Below are 15,731 nucleotides of genomic sequence, written 5' to 3'. Positions count from 1 at the left end.
ATGAAGATACTGACAGTGCTCGGAACAAGGCCGGAAATCATTCGCCTAAGTCTAATCATTCCCAAGCTGGATGAGTATGCCAGTCGACATATCCTTGTGCACACCGGACAGAATTTCACGGAAAGTCTAAGCGGTCAATTCTTCAAAGAACTGGGCTTACGAACACCTGATTATGTATTACAGGATAAGGCAGCCTCACTGGGACGCCAGCTCTCAGCAATGTTCGAGCAGCTGGAGTCCATCCTCGTCACAGAGAAGCCGGACAAAATTCTGCTTCTGGGTGATACGAATAGTGCATTATCCGCCATTCTTGCCGAGCGTATGGGAATTCCGGTCGTGCATATGGAAGCAGGTAATCGCTGCTTCGATCTGGATGTACCCGAAGAGAAGAATCGGCGGGTCATTGATGCGATATCGACCATTAATATGCCATATACCGAACAGAGCAAGCATCATCTTATACGCGAGGGTGTTTCGAGTCAGCGAATCGTATTGACAGGTAACCCCATTTACGAAGTGATGAAGCACTATGAAGCACAAACGACGGCCAGCGATATTATGACGAAGCTGGGACTCAAGTCAGGGCAATATTTTCTTGTCACCGCTCATCGGGCAGAAAATGTAGACGTACCCCACAATCTGGAACAAATTATGGAGGGCTTAAACAAGGTTGCAGCAGTGCATGGCCAGCGTATTATATGCAGTATTCATCCCCGAACGAGAGCCAGAATTAAAGAGCATCTCAAGCTGGAGATGCATCCACTTGTTGAATTTTATGAGCCTTTCGGATTCTTTGACTTTCTGATGCTTGAAATGAACGCCAGATGTGCATTGACGGACAGCGGCACTGTACAGGAGGAATGCTGCATTATGGGCATACCGACCGTGACAATGCGGAAGACAACGGAAAGACCGGAAACCGTTGACTGTGGGAGCAATATTGTATCAGGAATCGATGCGGATCGGATCTCAGAATCGGTGACACTGATGGTAGAGCTGAAGTCCAATTGGGAATGCCCGAAGGGATACCTGGTTCAGGATGTATCGGATAAAGTCGTCAAATTTCTACTTGGAGGGAAACTGCATGTTTGAAAATCAACGAATCCTTGTGACAGGCGGCACAGGATCATGGGTACACGAACTGATACGCCAGCTATTAACCATGAATCCGAGAGAGGTCATTGTGTACTCACGGGGAGAATCAAGCCAGGTGGCAATGAGCCGTGAATTCGAAGATGAACGTCTCAAATTTTGTATTGGCGATATTCGGGATAAGGATGCGCTGGTTGCTGCTTGCCGCGGAATCGACTATGTATACCATTTGGCAGCACTGAAGCATGTGCCTGTGTGTGAGGATCAGCCTTATGAAGCATTAAAAACAAATGTTATAGGTACACAAAATGTTATTGAAGCAGCGGTTGAGAATCAAGTTAAAAAGGTGATCTACATCTCCACAGATAAAGCGGCGAATCCTTCCAATTTCTACGGTATGACGAAGGCAATCGGTGAGAAATTAATCGTTTATGCCAACTTGCTTCATAGCAGCACAGCGTTTGTTACCGTGCGGGGCGGCAATGTGCTCGGTACGAACGGAAGTGTGGTGCATCTGTTCAAGGATCAAATACGCAACAAAGGGATGGTATCCATCACGGACATGCGTATGACGCGCTTCTTCCTCACCCTGCGGGATGCCATTTCGCTCCTGTTCAAGGCTTCTATCGAAAGTGTTGGCGGCGAAATCTTCGTCATGACCATGCCGACCTGCAAAATTGTAGATCTGGCCGAGGTGCTCATTGAAGATGCAGGAGTTCCTGGTGTCCAGATCGTCGAACGTGGGACTCGTCCTGGGGAGAAGATTCATGAAATACTGATGAGCGAGTTCGAGAGCAGAACTACGGTTGTCTATGATGATCAATATCTCGTTATTCTACCGACACTAAATCTGCCGGTTCTCAAGGAGAGATACAAGGACTCCGAGCCCGTTACCTTCTCCAGCTTCAGCTCCGAGTTTAATCTGATGACGAAAGAGGAAATCCGTGAAATCCTGCAGCGCGGGGGGTTTCTTGCATGAAATTACTCATCGTAGGCGGACATGGAATGGCAGGCCATATGCTGGTTCAATATTTCAAGAAGCAAGGCCGGCATGCTGTCTTCTATACGTCACGTGATAAGAAGGATCCTCATAGTCTGGTCCTTGATGTGAATGACATTCACAGCGTAGATGTACTGGTTAAGGCAGTGCGCCCGGATATGATCATTAATGCCGTAGGTATCCTGAATCATCATGCGGATAGGGACATTATTCAGGCTTATCATGTGAATGGATTTCTGCCGCACCGGCTTGCCGCTCTTGCGGATCAGATCCATGCACGGATGATCCATATCAGTACAGATTGTGTATTCAAAGGAGATGGCACAGGCCAGTATACAGAGGATGCGGTTACTGACGGCGATTCAGTCTATGCGATTACCAAAGCACTCGGAGAAGTTCGTTCTCCGAGTCATCTTACCATCCGAACCTCTATTATTGGTCCTGAAATACGAAAACACGGTATTGGGCTTATGCATTGGTTCTTGAATCAGAAGGGGGTCGTGCAAGGCTATACGAATGTGAGATGGAACGGAGTAACGACACTCGAGCTGGCCAAGGCAGTGGATCATTATATGCAATCTGACACTTCCGGTCTGATCCACCTCGCACACGAAGAGCCGGTATCGAAGTATGAGCTGCTTCTGCTATTCAAAGAAATATGGCAGGCATCGGATACGGTCATTGTGCCGAGCGGCAAAATGGTTCAAGATCGGACTTTGGCGGTGACACGGCAGGACGCAAAGTGGTCTATGCCATCGTATTCCGACATGCTGAAGGAGCTGGCGGAATGGACGATAATTCGCTAAAGGATAAAGTTGTACTGGTCACCGGCGCGTCAGGATTTACGGGCAGGCATGCGGTAGACCTGTTAACACGCCTCGGTGCGAAAGTAGCGGCAGTGCTTCGTGGATCTTCCGGCGTCGTCCTTCCTGATCAGGCGGATGTCTACAGATGCGATCTTGAAGATCGGCATTCTGTTCATCAGCTGATACAGAGCACGAAACCAGATTATGTGCTTCACTTGGCAGGACAGAATTCCGTTCCCTCCTCATGGTCTGATCCGCTGACAACGATCCAGACGAATGTGATGTCCCCGCTGTATTTGCTTGATGCGCTGCGGGAAGTACCTCACTGCAGGATCGTTGTTATCGGTTCCCGTCTGAAATATACACCGAAGGCTGGCAGTCCACCTGCACCTCCCCATCCTTACAGCCTCAGCAAATATGTCGAAGAGATCGTTACATTGGCATGGACACATTTATATCGGCAGCACATTATATATGCGGAGCCTGGAAATTTAATAGGCCCGGGTCCTTCCACAGGCATCTGTGCATTGCTTGCCCGGCATGTTGCCTCTGCGGAAGGAGGGAGCAATCCTGATCCATTTCGGCTATCTTCGCCGGAAGATCGGCGCGATTTTCTCGATGTAAGAGATGCAGTTTCAGCGTATGTTCTATTGCTGCAAAAAGGAGTACCGGGCGTCGTTTATCCCGTTGTCTCCGGCAAAGAACGAACACTTGGTGAAGTCGCTGAGCTCATGCTGTCCCAAGCTGCCGGAGAGGTGCCTGTCGTATGGGGCTCTCCAACCTCCGGGCCTGGAGGAGCGTCAAGCGAGTCGTATCCCTATCACTCTTCACTATCCGAGTTGGGATGGGCGCCTCAAATTCCTTTTGCGAAGTCTATCCAGGATATCCTTAATGATGCCCGCCATAAGGAGAGAGGAGGAGCTGCATGAAGGATCAGCCTTTAGTTACCATCGTAATCCCCTTTTTTAACTGTCCTTATATTCCTCATGCCATTCAGAGCGCGCTGGAACAAACCTACTCTTCTACGGAAGTCATTGTCGTTGATGATGGATCAACGGTGCATACCGATCTAATTCATCCTTATATGCCCTATATTTATTATCTTGGCAAGCAAAACGGTGGAACAGCGACAGCGCTGAATCATGGGATTCGGTATTCAACAGGAGAATATGTCGTATGGCTGAGCTCTGATGATATCATCTATCCAGAGAAGGTTGCTGCGCAAGTCCGCATGATGCAGGAGACAGGCGCTTCTATATCGCATACCAATTTTAATTTTATCGACGAGCACGGAAACGTACTCCAATACCGGGCCGGTACTTCACCCATGACGAGAGAGGAAATGCTTCGTATGTTTCTGATGGGCAATCCGGTGAATGGCTGTACTGTAATGTTTCACAAATCTATTTTTCAATCTGTCGGCTTGTTTGATGAGTCGTTACGGTATACCCACGATTATGACTTGTGGAACCGTGTATTGCTTGCAGGATACTCGATGCCCTATATTATAGAGCCGCTTACCGCATATCGCAGACATCAGGGGATGGGCACCCTGCGTCACGGCGATGCGATATCACAAGAGATTAGTATGATTAAATCCAAGTATCAGGATCGTATAAGAGCGCAGATCTAACCATGATAAGTGCTCTCTTACGGTCCTGCCAGAAAGGAGTGATCTCCTACATTATGTATCAGGAGCTTGAGCAAGCTGATTTACTCCCTCTATTATGTGAACTGCTGAGGTTCTCAGATAGTGTGCTGGATATTGGAAGCGGTCCGGGACATTTGCTTGAATATTATGAATCCAGACTTATCGTTGCACTAGAAATTCACCGCCCTTATCTTGAGCATCGAGTGAACCTGTCACCCCATATTATCCCGATTAATTCGGATGCAAGGAAAATAGGCCAGTTGTTCGTCAACAAGTCGTTCTCCACAATTACGATGATTGATTCTCTTGAACACTTTACGAAGAAAGACGGAATGAAGCTGCTGCAGCAAGCGGAACAGATTGCTAAGCACCGCATTATCATCTTTACGCCAAGAGGATATTTTCCACAGTCAGGTGTGGATCATTATAAATTGAACGGTGAAGCATATCAGAAGCATCATAGCGGCTGGGATGAGCAGGAGCTGCTCGCGCTGGGGTATCATGTCATTGTCCTTAAGGGATTTCATGATCTCGGTAATCCTTCCTTTGAGACTTCTTTCCACAATGAGCATGTAGCAATGGATGCCATTCTTGCCTGGAAAACACTTGACACCTAGAGCTTAGGATAGGATTGGACGCTTCCTTGTAATCCGTTTTAACTTGATACAAAAAGCGAGGTGATTCGTTATGAGGGCAGAGCTTCCTAGAGTTTCTATCGTCATTCCGGTATATAACTGCAGATATGTCCATGAAGCGATTGAGAGTGCCTTGAATCAGACCTATCCTAATGTTGAGGTCATTGTAGTCGATGATGGCTCGACGGTGCACAAGGAGCTTGTTACTCCCTACTTGGACCAGATTCGTTATATACCCAAGATCAATGGAGGAACAGCAACGGCTCTGAACACGGGAATCGTGCATGCGACAGGAGATTATTTTGCCTGGCTGAGCAGTGATGATGTATTCGTACCTCAGAAGGTCGAGCTGCAGCTCGATTTCATGCTGAGGCGTAACCTGTCCTTCAGCCATTCTGCTTATAGCTATATTAACCACCTTAGTGAAGAGATTGGTGAGGTATATCCAGAGCTTGGCACGCGCGCAGAAATGGTTGAGACGCTCCTGATCGGCTGCCCAATCAATGGATGCACGGTCATGCTGGATATGAAAGTATTTGAGAAGGTCGGCCTGTTCAGTCCTGTGTTCCGATACGCCAATGACTATGAGATGTGGCTAAGAATCCTTCCCCATTACGACCTCGACATCATTAACAAGCCTCTAGTCCACTACCGCGTACACGACGATATGGGAACGTTCAAGCACCATGAAGCCATTGAAAATGAGAAGCAAATCATCCAAGCTTTGCACAGGACGTCACTACGGTCCTTAATATGATCTATAGGGAGGTGAAGGTGTGCGTTTTATTTTTCCTGTATATACGCTATGCCGAGGCGGAGCTCAGCGCATGCTCACGGAGCTGGCCAACCGGCTGGCGACCATCGGGCATGAGGTTATAGTGGTCATGCCGAAGTACGGTGTTGTTGAATATGAGCTGAAGGCCAATCTGATTCAAACCGGAGATGATACGCTGCTGGCACATCATATTCCAGCCGGCGATGTGATCGTGTCCAATTTCTATACAACAGCTTATCCTGCTCAGCAAGCCAGTGAAGAGGGGAAAGGACTGCATATCCGCTTATCATTATGCTATGAGCCGACTTTTCTCCAAGATAATCAGTATTCCTTTCCTTCTTACAATCTGACACCGAATCTGCTTGTCTTGTCCCGATGGCAGCAGGATGTGATCTACTTAAATCATGGGATCAAGGGACGCATCATTCCTGTAGGTGTGAACAGTTTCTTTCACAACATGAACATTCGCGAGCATCTGAATATGCCGCTTAATATCACTTCCATCTATCGGAAGGAGGAAGGGGACTTCTCCTGGCATCGGGAGCAGAAATATTTGCTCAGCCAGCTGGATATTGTAAAGGCCCTTTATCCTGACGTGGTCATTAACCTTGTTACACCGCCCGGCGAGTATGCAGATTCAAAGGATATACAGCAGCTGCAGGCATCCGGTAAATATCGGCTATACACCCCGGTGAATGACGAAGAGCTTCGATTCCATTACAACCAGACAGACATCTATGTAAGCTCTGGTTCGTATGACAGCGGATCTTTGCCTGGACTTGAAGCTATGCGGTGCGGAGCAGCGCTTGTCACTTCGTATTCAGGCGGGAATACCGAATATGCGGTACATGAACGAAATTGTCTAATGTCCTACCGATACGAGAACCGGCTAGCACAGGATATCATTCGGCTTATTGAGGACCCGGCACTACGTCACAAGCTGGCGGTTCGAGGCGAACAGGATTCTTATGCGTTCACCTGGGAACGGAGCTACAGCGAGTTTGAGCGTGTTGTGAACGATATTGTCAGCCGTTCACTGCTGAAATGATGAACTTATATTGAAGGCCAGAAATTCAAGCTAGATTAGATTATAGATCTGAATGGCATCCTGAAGATGATAGGGCTCGGAATGGGCATTGCCGTCCGCTCCCGCTGTAATTAGGATATACTCCTCTCCGTTGATGACAGCATAAGTCGCCAGACATAAGCCCGCCCGTTCGGTATACCCCGTTTTCCCACCTTTAATTTCTCCATTTGCCAGCTTCATTCGGTCTGACTGTTCTGCAAGGGTGCTGTATATCGTTATACCATCAGGATGCAGTGAGCTGACACTCGTGCTGTAACGGGTGGTCGTAAATATTTCCTTGAATTGTTTGTTGTGAAGAGCATATTGCAACAGAATGGTCAGGTCATCAATGGTAGAGTAATGTTCCTCATCATGCAGCCCTGTCGGATTAGTAAAATGCGTATTTCGCATTCCGAGCTCGGCTGCTTTTTTGTTCATGTTGGCGACGAACTGTTCCTCCGAGGAGGAAACAAACTGTTCGAGAGCTCCAGAAGTTTCCTCCGAGGAGGACACAAGCTGTGCAAGAGCTACAGAAGCCTCCGCTCCCGATGGAAGCAAGGTACCGTAGAGCAGATCAATCGCCTTTACCTCTTCATTCGGCAGAAATCCGGCCATCGCTGCTCCTTCAGCCACCAGGGGAGGAAATAACGCAGGATTAAGCTGAACGCTCTCTTCTAGACTGGACAAGCTTTCGATAGCCAGGATGGCCGTCATGATCTTTGTGAGGGAAGCGGGGTATATTTTCTCTTCGGAATTAACATGAAGCAATACTTCGTCGTCAGCAAGACGTACCAGCTTGGCGTTCGAGCTGTACAGCTCATAAGGCACGATCGCATCCGAAGTGTTTCTGGTATTCTGGAACCAGCGATTTGCAGCACGATCGATCTGTTGAAGTACACCTTCCAGATCCGCAAGCAGCAGGATGGTGAGGATAATTAAGATTAATCCTTTGAGCGAGAATCGTTTATTCTTTTTCTTCGTGTTCGACATGCTAAAAAAACAACTCCTTTACATAGCAGTGCTTCTAGGATGTTGCGAGCCGCAGGTAAGTGTGGACTCAGGAGCACTACTTCCATTCAATCATGTAAGAGGGAGTTGTTTTTTAATTTTTCCTGGTCAAGTTCTTAAGAGTTTCTTAAGATTGTCCCGGAAGCGTGACAATAAACTTCGTATGTGAGCTGTCACTGCTCGCAGTGATGGTTCCGCCATGCGCATTCACGATCTCCTTGGCGATTGCAAGTCCAAGGCCGGCTCCGCCGGTGGCAGAGGATCTGGCGGTATCCAGCCTGTAGAATTTCTCGAATATCGTGTTCAGCTTATGGGGAGGAATCGTCTCCCCCACATTGGCGAAGGTGATGACCACCGTACCGTGCTGCTTCACGGCTGTTACAGCGACATTTGTACCTGAATAGCTGTAATGTATCGCATTTTTCATAATGTTGTTGAACACTCGCGCAAGCTTGTCCGGGTCACCATGCAGTGTCAGCTGCTCATCTACCTGTACGGATACGGTAAGCTCATGCTCTGCCAGCATCGGATGGAACTCATCCGCAATTTGCATGAGCATCATAGAGAGGCTGATATCCGTCTGCTCAAGTATAATCTTCTGCAGGTTAAAGCGGGTAATATCAAAGAATTCATTGATGAGCTGTTCCAGGCGGTATGCCTTCTCAAGAGTAATGTTCACATACTTGGCCTTCTGCTCCATCGGCATATCCTGGGCTTCATCCAGCAGACTGAGATATCCGATAATGGACGTAAGCGGTGTTTTGATATCATGGGCGAGATAGACCACCAGATCATTTTTTCGCTGCTCCGCCTCCTGGGCATCCTTCATCCTTTTTTGGAGCGTGTCCTTCACCAGATTCATCTTACGCTCGACGACTTCAAGCTCTGGAGATAGAGTTACAGGCTCGTCTGATTCCTCGACCAGCTTATCCATGCTCCGGTTGATTTCGTTAAAATAATGGGTTGCTCTGCTCAGTGTCCAATAGAAGATCAAGAACAGCAGCAGTATAAAAAAGATCCCGAGTATCAGATCCTTGTTCTGCTGAAATATAAGGTAGTACAGCTGGACCGCCGTTTTGTACTCAATACTTAGAACGACCTCTGCAAATCGGATGAATGCATCGGCAAAAGGAGCCTCAAGCACACCGTCAATCAAAATGTTCTTGGCTGCCAGTCCAATAATGGCCGTTAGGATCGCGGTAAGCAGAATTTGAGTAATTATTTTGTTTTTGAGCTTTCGAAAATCATCCTTCAATCTTATAACCTACTCCCCAGACCGTTTTTATATATTTGGGCTTGTCCATATGATCATTCATTTTCTCCCGAAGATGCCTGATATGAACCATTACAGTATTGTTGTTTGTATAATATTTCTCTCCCCATACTTCCTGGAAGATTTGCTCGGAGCTCAGCACCTGACCCCGGTTAGAGCATAACATCCAGAGGATGGAGAATTCCGTTGGCGTAAGGGAGATCAGCTTCTCGTTCAAGTAACATTCGTGGGTATTCTTATTGAGAACCAGACCGGAGAAGGCAATGATTCTGTCCTCATCCGTATGCGGATTCTCCAAATTGTACTTCGTAAACCTTCGGAGCTGAGCTTTGACACGGGCAACGAGCTCAAGCGGTCGAAACGGCTTGGTTACATAATCATCAGCACCTAGTGTCAGCCCGGTAATTTTGTCGATCTCTTCTTCCTTCGCCGTAAGCATAATGATCGGGAAGTGGTGCTTCTCTCGAATCTGCTGGCATATATCAAAGCCGCTTATATCTGGAATCATAACATCTAGGATGGCCAGGTTCAGCTTATTTTGCTGAATGCAGTCCAGCGCTTCCTTCCCGCTGTAAAATTTATATACCTCGTAGTTCTCGGCTTTTAAGTATAGCTCTACCAAATCCGCAATTTCTTTTTCATCGTCTACAACTAGAATCTTTGTGCTCATAGGGACCACCTTTACTTCATATCAGCTATCTTCACTTTATTCATTGTCTTATTTTAACCATAGCTTGGTCAGAAAGCGAATCGTGCTCATGGAACGAACCTAGGCCCTGTCTTCATGAAGAACAGGGCGTCAATGTTCGCTATGGATTAGTAAATAGAGAGTGCATTCATCATTTGTCTGAAGGAGACCGCATATGTGCTGCCGGAAAAATGGTTAACGAGATGCTCCCTGCCTGCACGCCGAATATGTTCGCGAAGAGCCAGGTTATCCATGAGCTCGATCGCCTCGGCAGCAGCCTGCTCAATATTGCCGAGCGAATAGAATTTACCCGTCTGATTGTGGGTGATGAAGGCCCTCACGCCATCAGAATCGGAACTAAGTACAGGTACACCGCAGCTGATGGCTTCTGCAACCGCATAGCCGAATCCTTCCATAATGGAAGTCGACAGCATGATTCCGCCCGATCTGGCGGCCATAGAATAGTATTGCGGCATCATACTATTCGGAATGTTACTGAAGATGCCAATCTTATCCTCCAGATCTAGTGCCTTCAGCGTTTCGTAAAATTGCTGCTCGTCGGTCGGGACCGCGAGTGTAGGGTCATGAAATACCCATATCTTCGCATTGGGCTTGTGCTGAATAATGCGGTGGCTGATATGAAGGAACTCCCGCCAGTTCTTATTATGCTCCAGTCTTCCAATCCACATAATGGCGGGATAGGGGGGTATATCGGTATCAATCGGCGTGAATGTTGTTGTATCCAGCATGTTTGGAATAATGAAACGATGCATGAATGGACAAATCTCTGCGAATAACTGCTGAAGATGAGCTGTAGGGGGGATGAGTACGGCATTCGCATGTGCTTGCAGATAGGGCATCGCTGTACATATCGTTTCGATCGCAGCTTCTCTCGTGCCGAGACCCTGTGCTTCATAGATGATGCGCCCCCTGTAATCCAGTACAAGCCGGAGCCGTTCCACCATGTTGATATCCGATGTGACGATGATCGCATCATATTGCTGCTGGTCTAACAGTGACTTGATCTCGTTATCATGATTGGTAATGAATACGGTACCGGTATTATTCTGCATACCTGTCCCTGGCTTAAGGTACAGCGTGTGGGCTTCAATGCCATGTTGATTCAGCACAGAGCATCGCAAACGGTTAAGTGTTTCCACACCTCCGCTTGGAATAAAGAAAGTAAAGAGGACTTTCAAGGCAGATCCCTCCCGCAGTTTCTTATACGCCGGTTAGATAGAACGAAGGGGAAAATGGGCGGTTGTAGGTTATCGTATTTGTCCGTATCCATTTAGTTCGTCTATCTAAAGTACGTGATTGACCGGTATAGAGTGTGGGCTGAGAGCTGTTCGTTCATAATTTGGACATATTTTTTTAAGGGTTCTTTTAAATTCATTTAAGCCATGTTTATAGTTGGGTGGCTATGCTTAGTATGGATCATGTTTCGGTCTGAATTGATATAGAAAGGAAGTAGCGAATGTGCTGAGGTTAGATCAGGTAAGCAAGACGTTCGACAGCCATAGGGGAGTGCATCATATGGACTTTTCAATGGAACGGGGAGAGATCGTCGGTTTTCTAGGTCCAAACGGTGCTGGCAAAACGACAACCATGCGTATGATCACCGGGTATTTACGGCCGACAGAAGGCAAAGTGCTTCTCGACGGTGAATCCGTGCATGAGCAGGGTAAGAAAGCCCGATCCCGTATCGGATATTTGCCCGAAACGCCTCCCTTGTATCCAGATATGTCGATTCTTTCGTACTTGAGATTTGTAGCTAAATTGAGAGACGTGCCCGCCAGAGAGCAAAAGCAGAGAGTCGACGAAATGTTATCAAGACTGGGCCTCGCTGGTCGGGAGCGTCAGATCATCAGGACCTTGTCCAAAGGATACAAGCAGAGAGTAGGACTGGCTGGTGCCATTATACATAAGCCGGACTTGCTTGTGCTCGATGAACCAACATCAGGGCTTGATCCTAATCAAATCATGGAAATCCGTAATCTCATCAGAGAGCTCGGCGATAATCATACCGTACTGCTTAGTACCCATATATTGCCCGAGGTGAGCACCCTTTGCAGCAGAGTGCTGATCATTAATCAAGGACAGCTGGTAATGGATGGGTCTCCTGCATCCATCGGCAGTACAATGAATCAATCGTTTCACGTTTCTCTCACTGTGAAGGGGGAATCGGAGACGGTCGTCCCGTTGATTCAAACCTGGGGAGAAAGTTTGGAGGAGAAGGTAGAGCTTAGCTCACACAAGGAAGAGGACGGCCTCGTCCGCTTAGAGCTGAATGCTTCTGCTCATCATGATTATCGAGAAGAATTATTTTATTTACTGGCGAGATCGGAGCTCCCTATCCTCGAATTGAAGAAGCAGGATCAGTCCCTTGAAGAGATTTTCCAAAAGCTGACGACAGATGAAGCCGGAGTGAAATCCGGGAAGGAAGGTTCACTTGCTGTCTCTGCCTCAGGGCAAGGGCTGGAAGCGCCGAAGGGAAGTGAGGGTTCATGAAACGGATGCTCGCTATATTTTACAAAGAGCTGCAATCCTATTTCCTCGCTCCAACCACCTATTTTGCCTTTGCAGTGTATGTCTTGCTGTCGAGTTTTTTGTTTTTTATGAGCTTTGTTTACTATCAGCCAAGTATCGTCGATTATCGGCTTGTTCTGGGGGATACGATATCACTGCTGCTATATGTTATCCCGCTTCTGACTATGCGTCTGATCGCGGAGGAGTTCCGGCAGGGTACAGATGAGCTATTGATGACTTCTCCTTCGAGTGTATTGGAGATTGTGTTCGGCAAATATTTGGCAAGCTTGGTCATTCTCCTGGCTCTTATTATGTGCAGTCTTACTTATCCGCTGCTGATGTCCTTCTATGGAGATATCAATGAGACGACAGTGTGTGTATCTGCGCTGGGGCTCTTCCTGCTCGGTGCGGCGATGATGGCGATCGGAATGTTTGCCTCCTCGTTATCCCAGCATCAGATGGTCTCGGCAGTAGCCGGCTTTATTATTCTGTTTGTATTATGGATGCTGGATTCTTTCGGTGGAAATGCGGCGATTACAGCGTGGCTTGAACCCTTCTCCTTATCGAGCCGGTTCATGAATTTCACAAAGGGTGTCATTAGCGGATCGGATGTTATCTTCTATCTTACTTTGACAGCCTTATTCCTCACGTTCAGCATTCAAGGCGTCGAGCGGAAAAGGTGGAGGTAAGAGAGATGAAAAAATGGTTGAATCATACGAACAGTGCTGTTATTTCCATTGCAGTGATCGGCATTTTTATATTGCTTACGTTGTTCCTGAATTCATTAGGCGGCTTCCAGCTTGATATGACTGCGAACAAGCAGAATACGTTGTCTGAGCAAACCTTGGAGACTATAAAAGGTGTGGAAGAAGACGTCAGAATGCTGGTCTTCACCGTGAATTCCTCCAGTGATGAGCTGCTGAACAGGGAAGTGCAGGATATTGTTGATGAATACAGCAAACGAAATAATAAACTGAAAGTGGAGCATTACAATCTGGAGAACGAGCCCATCCTGGCCCAGCAGTACGGTCTTACGGCAAGCTCTATTGTGCTGGTGCAAGGGGACAAGCAGCAGGTTGTTCCCATGATTGATCTATTCACCTCCGGTGAAACAGAAGGCTCTTATCTCTTCTCTGGAGAAGAGAAGCTGACACAGGCACTGAATTCGCTCTCATCGGATGAAGTCCACCGAGTAGCACTTCTAACGGGACATGGTGAGCTGGATTTGTCTCTCGCAGCAAGCTTTCAGTCATCCCTGAATCAAAGCAATGTCGAGACAGAAGAAATATCTCTTGCCGATGGAGAGGCTGTTCCGGAAGGAACGGATATACTGGCGATTCTGGGTCCGCAAAACGATTTGACGGATTCAGAGATGAAGCAGATACAGTCCTATATGGACAATGGCGGGAAATTGCTGCTTACGATGGCTTTTCATGAAAGTATGGATACCGCTTGGCCTAATATTGATGCACTCGCTGAGCAATATGGAGTCCATAACGAGCATGCGGTAATGGTCGACCCAGAACAGTCGATGTCGATGGGACCGCTGTGGTCCATGCCGGTGTTTCAGTCTCATGCCATTACGGATAAGCTGATTGAGCATAATTTAACTCCTGTATTTTCACTGACTCTTGGGCTCAGCGCTACCGAGCAGGATAAATGGACGGTCGCTCCGATTGTGCAGTCTTCGGAGAGCAGTTATGGAGAGACGAATGTAGAAGGACTTCTTGTTAACGATACGGATAATGATGCGGAGTCCGATCTGCAGGGACCTGTAGATGTGGGATATGCCGTAAGTACACCGGATGGCAAGCCAAAGGCGGTTATACTGGGTGCAACTACATTTATTCAGGATTCCGAATTCTCGACAGGCGGGAATCGTGATTTTATTCTGAACACGATAAATTACCTGGCCGAGAAGGAGAACGGGGTTACGATCAGACCCAAAGAGCAGGCGGGCTATGAGTTGGCGTATCTGACACCTTCTCAAGGCACCGGAATTTTTGTTATTGCGGTCATCTTATTCCCGCTGTTATTTGTTGCAGCAGGTATTCTATTATGGTGGAGGCGGAGAAGATAATGAAGAAATTCATTCCTACTCTGTTGCTGCTCGTTATTCTGGCAGGCGGCTGGATCTTCGCTCATTCCCAGAACTACTTCAAGGAAGAGCCGGAGGCGGCTCGCAAGCTCATAGATACCAGCAGCTTTGATCCTAGTGCAATCGAGAAATTCAGTGTTATTAACGGAGGGGAAGAAGTTCAGTTGACCAAAGAACAGGGTGGCTGGGTTATGACAGAGCCTGAAGCTTACCCCGTGAACAGCTATGCGGTAGACAACTGGCTGGAAGCACTCCGTGCAGCTGAAATTACGAAAGTAATCGAGAATGAGCCAACCGATATTGAGAAATACGGTCTTGACCTTGCAGGAGACGGTATCGTTATGACCGCTCAGGATGGCACTGAATTCACCTTGGCCGTTGGTCATATGTTGCCTACAGGAGAAGATAATTATGTACAGGTCGATGGAAGTCTGGTTGCGGCTGTCAGTGAGGCCGAGGTTTCAAGTCTGATGCTCACTCCGCTTCAATTTATGGATACCACACCATTCGAATGGGATAATGATCAGCTGGTATCACTGGAGTGGGAAGGCGAAGATTCGACATGGATGCTGAATCGTACGACGGATGAAGAGAACAGTTGGACCATGAATGGGAAGAGTGTTGAACTGGCTGGAGCCGATTCCTTAATGAATCTGACGAAAAATACAGCGACAGATCAAGTGCTCAAGCCGCTTGATGCCGATCAGGCTCAGATTGCTTTTACATTGACGGCTGCATTCAAGGACGGTTCGAACAGCGTATATCAAGGCTGGACGGAATCATCAGAGCCCGGTGTCATTTTTGTTAAGACCGCAGAGGACTCACTTAGTTATGTTCTTGCATCAGATGCTGTTCAAGAAATTAAGGATAGAGCAGAAGAGCTGCTGAGCAGCGGCACCGAAGTAAATGATGCAGATACGGAGTAATGCCGATTATGTATAAACAAGGAGAATTGCCATTTTGATTGGACGATAGAAATGAACTCAGATGTTTAGTTCAGCTCGCAGTCCACTTAATCTAAGATGGCGGTTCTCCTTTTTTACAGGGGGCGCTGATATTATATGATTCTTATCTTCGGATGAATGAAGCTTCTCACTCCCTTGCATCGTT

At 47.4% G+C, this 15,731-nt stretch carries 16 protein-coding genes; 12 read left to right on the top strand and 4 right to left on the bottom strand.

The window, feature by feature from the left end; translation table 11 throughout:
• The 8 genes from wecB (at position 1) to PUW25_RS20505 (ending at position 7,007) form a co-directional block, all read left to right on the top strand.
• Positions 1 to 1,092, top strand: coding sequence for a non-hydrolyzing UDP-N-acetylglucosamine 2-epimerase (gene wecB, locus PUW25_RS20540; protein WP_047913613.1), 1,092 nt, complete (start codon positions 1 to 3; stop codon positions 1,090 to 1,092).
• Positions 1,085 to 2,071, top strand: coding sequence for a polysaccharide biosynthesis protein (locus tag PUW25_RS20535; RefSeq protein WP_047913614.1), 987 nt, complete (start codon positions 1,085 to 1,087; stop codon positions 2,069 to 2,071). The genes wecB and PUW25_RS20535 overlap by 8 nt, the downstream gene beginning before the upstream one ends.
• Positions 2,068 to 2,898: an SDR family oxidoreductase gene (locus tag PUW25_RS20530; RefSeq protein WP_047913615.1), complete on the top strand. Its 831-nt coding sequence runs from the start codon at positions 2,068 to 2,070 to the stop codon at positions 2,896 to 2,898. Before PUW25_RS20535 ends, PUW25_RS20530 begins: the two co-directional genes overlap by 4 nt.
• A complete protein-coding gene (locus tag PUW25_RS20525) occupies positions 2,880 to 3,827 on the top strand; it encodes an NAD-dependent epimerase/dehydratase family protein (protein WP_047913616.1) in 948 nt (315 codons plus the stop codon). The genes PUW25_RS20530 and PUW25_RS20525 overlap by 19 nt, the downstream gene beginning before the upstream one ends.
• Positions 3,824 to 4,531 carry a glycosyltransferase gene (locus PUW25_RS20520; RefSeq protein ID WP_047913617.1) on the top strand — a complete coding sequence of 236 codons (708 nt, stop codon included), beginning with the start codon at positions 3,824 to 3,826 and terminating at the stop codon, positions 4,529 to 4,531. The genes PUW25_RS20525 and PUW25_RS20520 overlap by 4 nt, the downstream gene beginning before the upstream one ends.
• A 53-nt stretch (positions 4,532 to 4,584) precedes the next feature.
• Complete coding sequence (locus tag PUW25_RS20515; protein ID WP_047913618.1) at positions 4,585 to 5,166, top strand: class I SAM-dependent methyltransferase; 582 nt, start codon at positions 4,585 to 4,587, stop codon at positions 5,164 to 5,166.
• Between the two features lie 70 nt (positions 5,167 to 5,236).
• Complete coding sequence (locus PUW25_RS20510; protein ID WP_047913619.1) at positions 5,237 to 5,941, top strand: glycosyltransferase; 705 nt, start codon at positions 5,237 to 5,239, stop codon at positions 5,939 to 5,941.
• Between the two features lie 19 nt (positions 5,942 to 5,960).
• A complete protein-coding gene (locus tag PUW25_RS20505) occupies positions 5,961 to 7,007 on the top strand; it encodes a glycosyltransferase family 4 protein (protein WP_047913620.1) in 1,047 nt (348 codons plus the stop codon).
• Between the two features lie 30 nt (positions 7,008 to 7,037).
• On the opposite strand, the gene PUW25_RS20500 is transcribed toward PUW25_RS20505, so the two are convergent.
• The 4 genes from PUW25_RS20500 to PUW25_RS20485 all read right to left on the bottom strand — a co-directional run bounded on the left by PUW25_RS20500 (position 7,038) and on the right by PUW25_RS20485 (position 11,193).
• On the bottom strand, positions 7,038 to 8,015 hold the full coding sequence (locus PUW25_RS20500) for a D-alanyl-D-alanine carboxypeptidase family protein (protein ID WP_047913621.1): 978 nt from the start codon (positions 8,013 to 8,015) through the stop codon (positions 7,038 to 7,040).
• 145 nt (positions 8,016 to 8,160) lie between these two features.
• Positions 8,161 to 9,294 carry a vancomycin resistance histidine kinase VanS gene (vanS, locus tag PUW25_RS20495; RefSeq protein WP_238546475.1) on the bottom strand — a complete coding sequence of 378 codons (1,134 nt, stop codon included), beginning with the start codon at positions 9,292 to 9,294 and terminating at the stop codon, positions 8,161 to 8,163.
• Positions 9,278 to 9,976, bottom strand: coding sequence for a VanR-ABDEGLN family response regulator transcription factor (gene vanR, locus PUW25_RS20490; RefSeq protein ID WP_205054941.1), 699 nt, complete (start codon positions 9,974 to 9,976; stop codon positions 9,278 to 9,280). The genes vanS and vanR overlap by 17 nt, the downstream gene beginning before the upstream one ends.
• 146 nt (positions 9,977 to 10,122) lie before the next feature.
• Positions 10,123 to 11,193, bottom strand: coding sequence for a glycosyltransferase family 4 protein (locus tag PUW25_RS20485; protein WP_081872727.1), 1,071 nt, complete (start codon positions 11,191 to 11,193; stop codon positions 10,123 to 10,125).
• Between the two features lie 280 nt (positions 11,194 to 11,473).
• Here PUW25_RS20485 and PUW25_RS20480 point away from each other — a divergent pair, with 280 nt between their 5' ends.
• Genes PUW25_RS20480 through PUW25_RS20465 form a run of 4 tightly spaced genes read left to right on the top strand, consistent with a single transcriptional unit; the run spans position 11,474 to position 15,547 of the window.
• Positions 11,474 to 12,505 carry an ATP-binding cassette domain-containing protein gene (locus tag PUW25_RS20480; protein WP_205054942.1) on the top strand — a complete coding sequence of 344 codons (1,032 nt, stop codon included), beginning with the start codon at positions 11,474 to 11,476 and terminating at the stop codon, positions 12,503 to 12,505.
• Positions 12,502 to 13,212: an ABC transporter permease subunit gene (locus tag PUW25_RS20475; protein WP_047913625.1), complete on the top strand. Its 711-nt coding sequence runs from the start codon at positions 12,502 to 12,504 to the stop codon at positions 13,210 to 13,212. Before PUW25_RS20480 ends, PUW25_RS20475 begins: the two co-directional genes overlap by 4 nt.
• Positions 13,213 to 13,217: 5 nt before the next feature.
• Positions 13,218 to 14,603: a GldG family protein gene (locus PUW25_RS20470; protein WP_047913626.1), complete on the top strand. Its 1,386-nt coding sequence runs from the start codon at positions 13,218 to 13,220 to the stop codon at positions 14,601 to 14,603.
• A complete protein-coding gene (locus tag PUW25_RS20465) occupies positions 14,603 to 15,547 on the top strand; it encodes a DUF4340 domain-containing protein (protein WP_205054944.1) in 945 nt (314 codons plus the stop codon). Before PUW25_RS20470 ends, PUW25_RS20465 begins: the two co-directional genes overlap by 1 nt.
• The last annotated feature ends 184 nt before the right edge of the window (positions 15,548 to 15,731 follow it).

Origin of the sequence: Paenibacillus urinalis, assembly GCF_028747985.1 — a bacterium.
Classification (GTDB): domain Bacteria; phylum Bacillota; class Bacilli; order Paenibacillales; family Paenibacillaceae; genus Paenibacillus; species Paenibacillus urinalis.
This window is presented reverse-complemented; position numbering and strand designations above follow the sequence as displayed.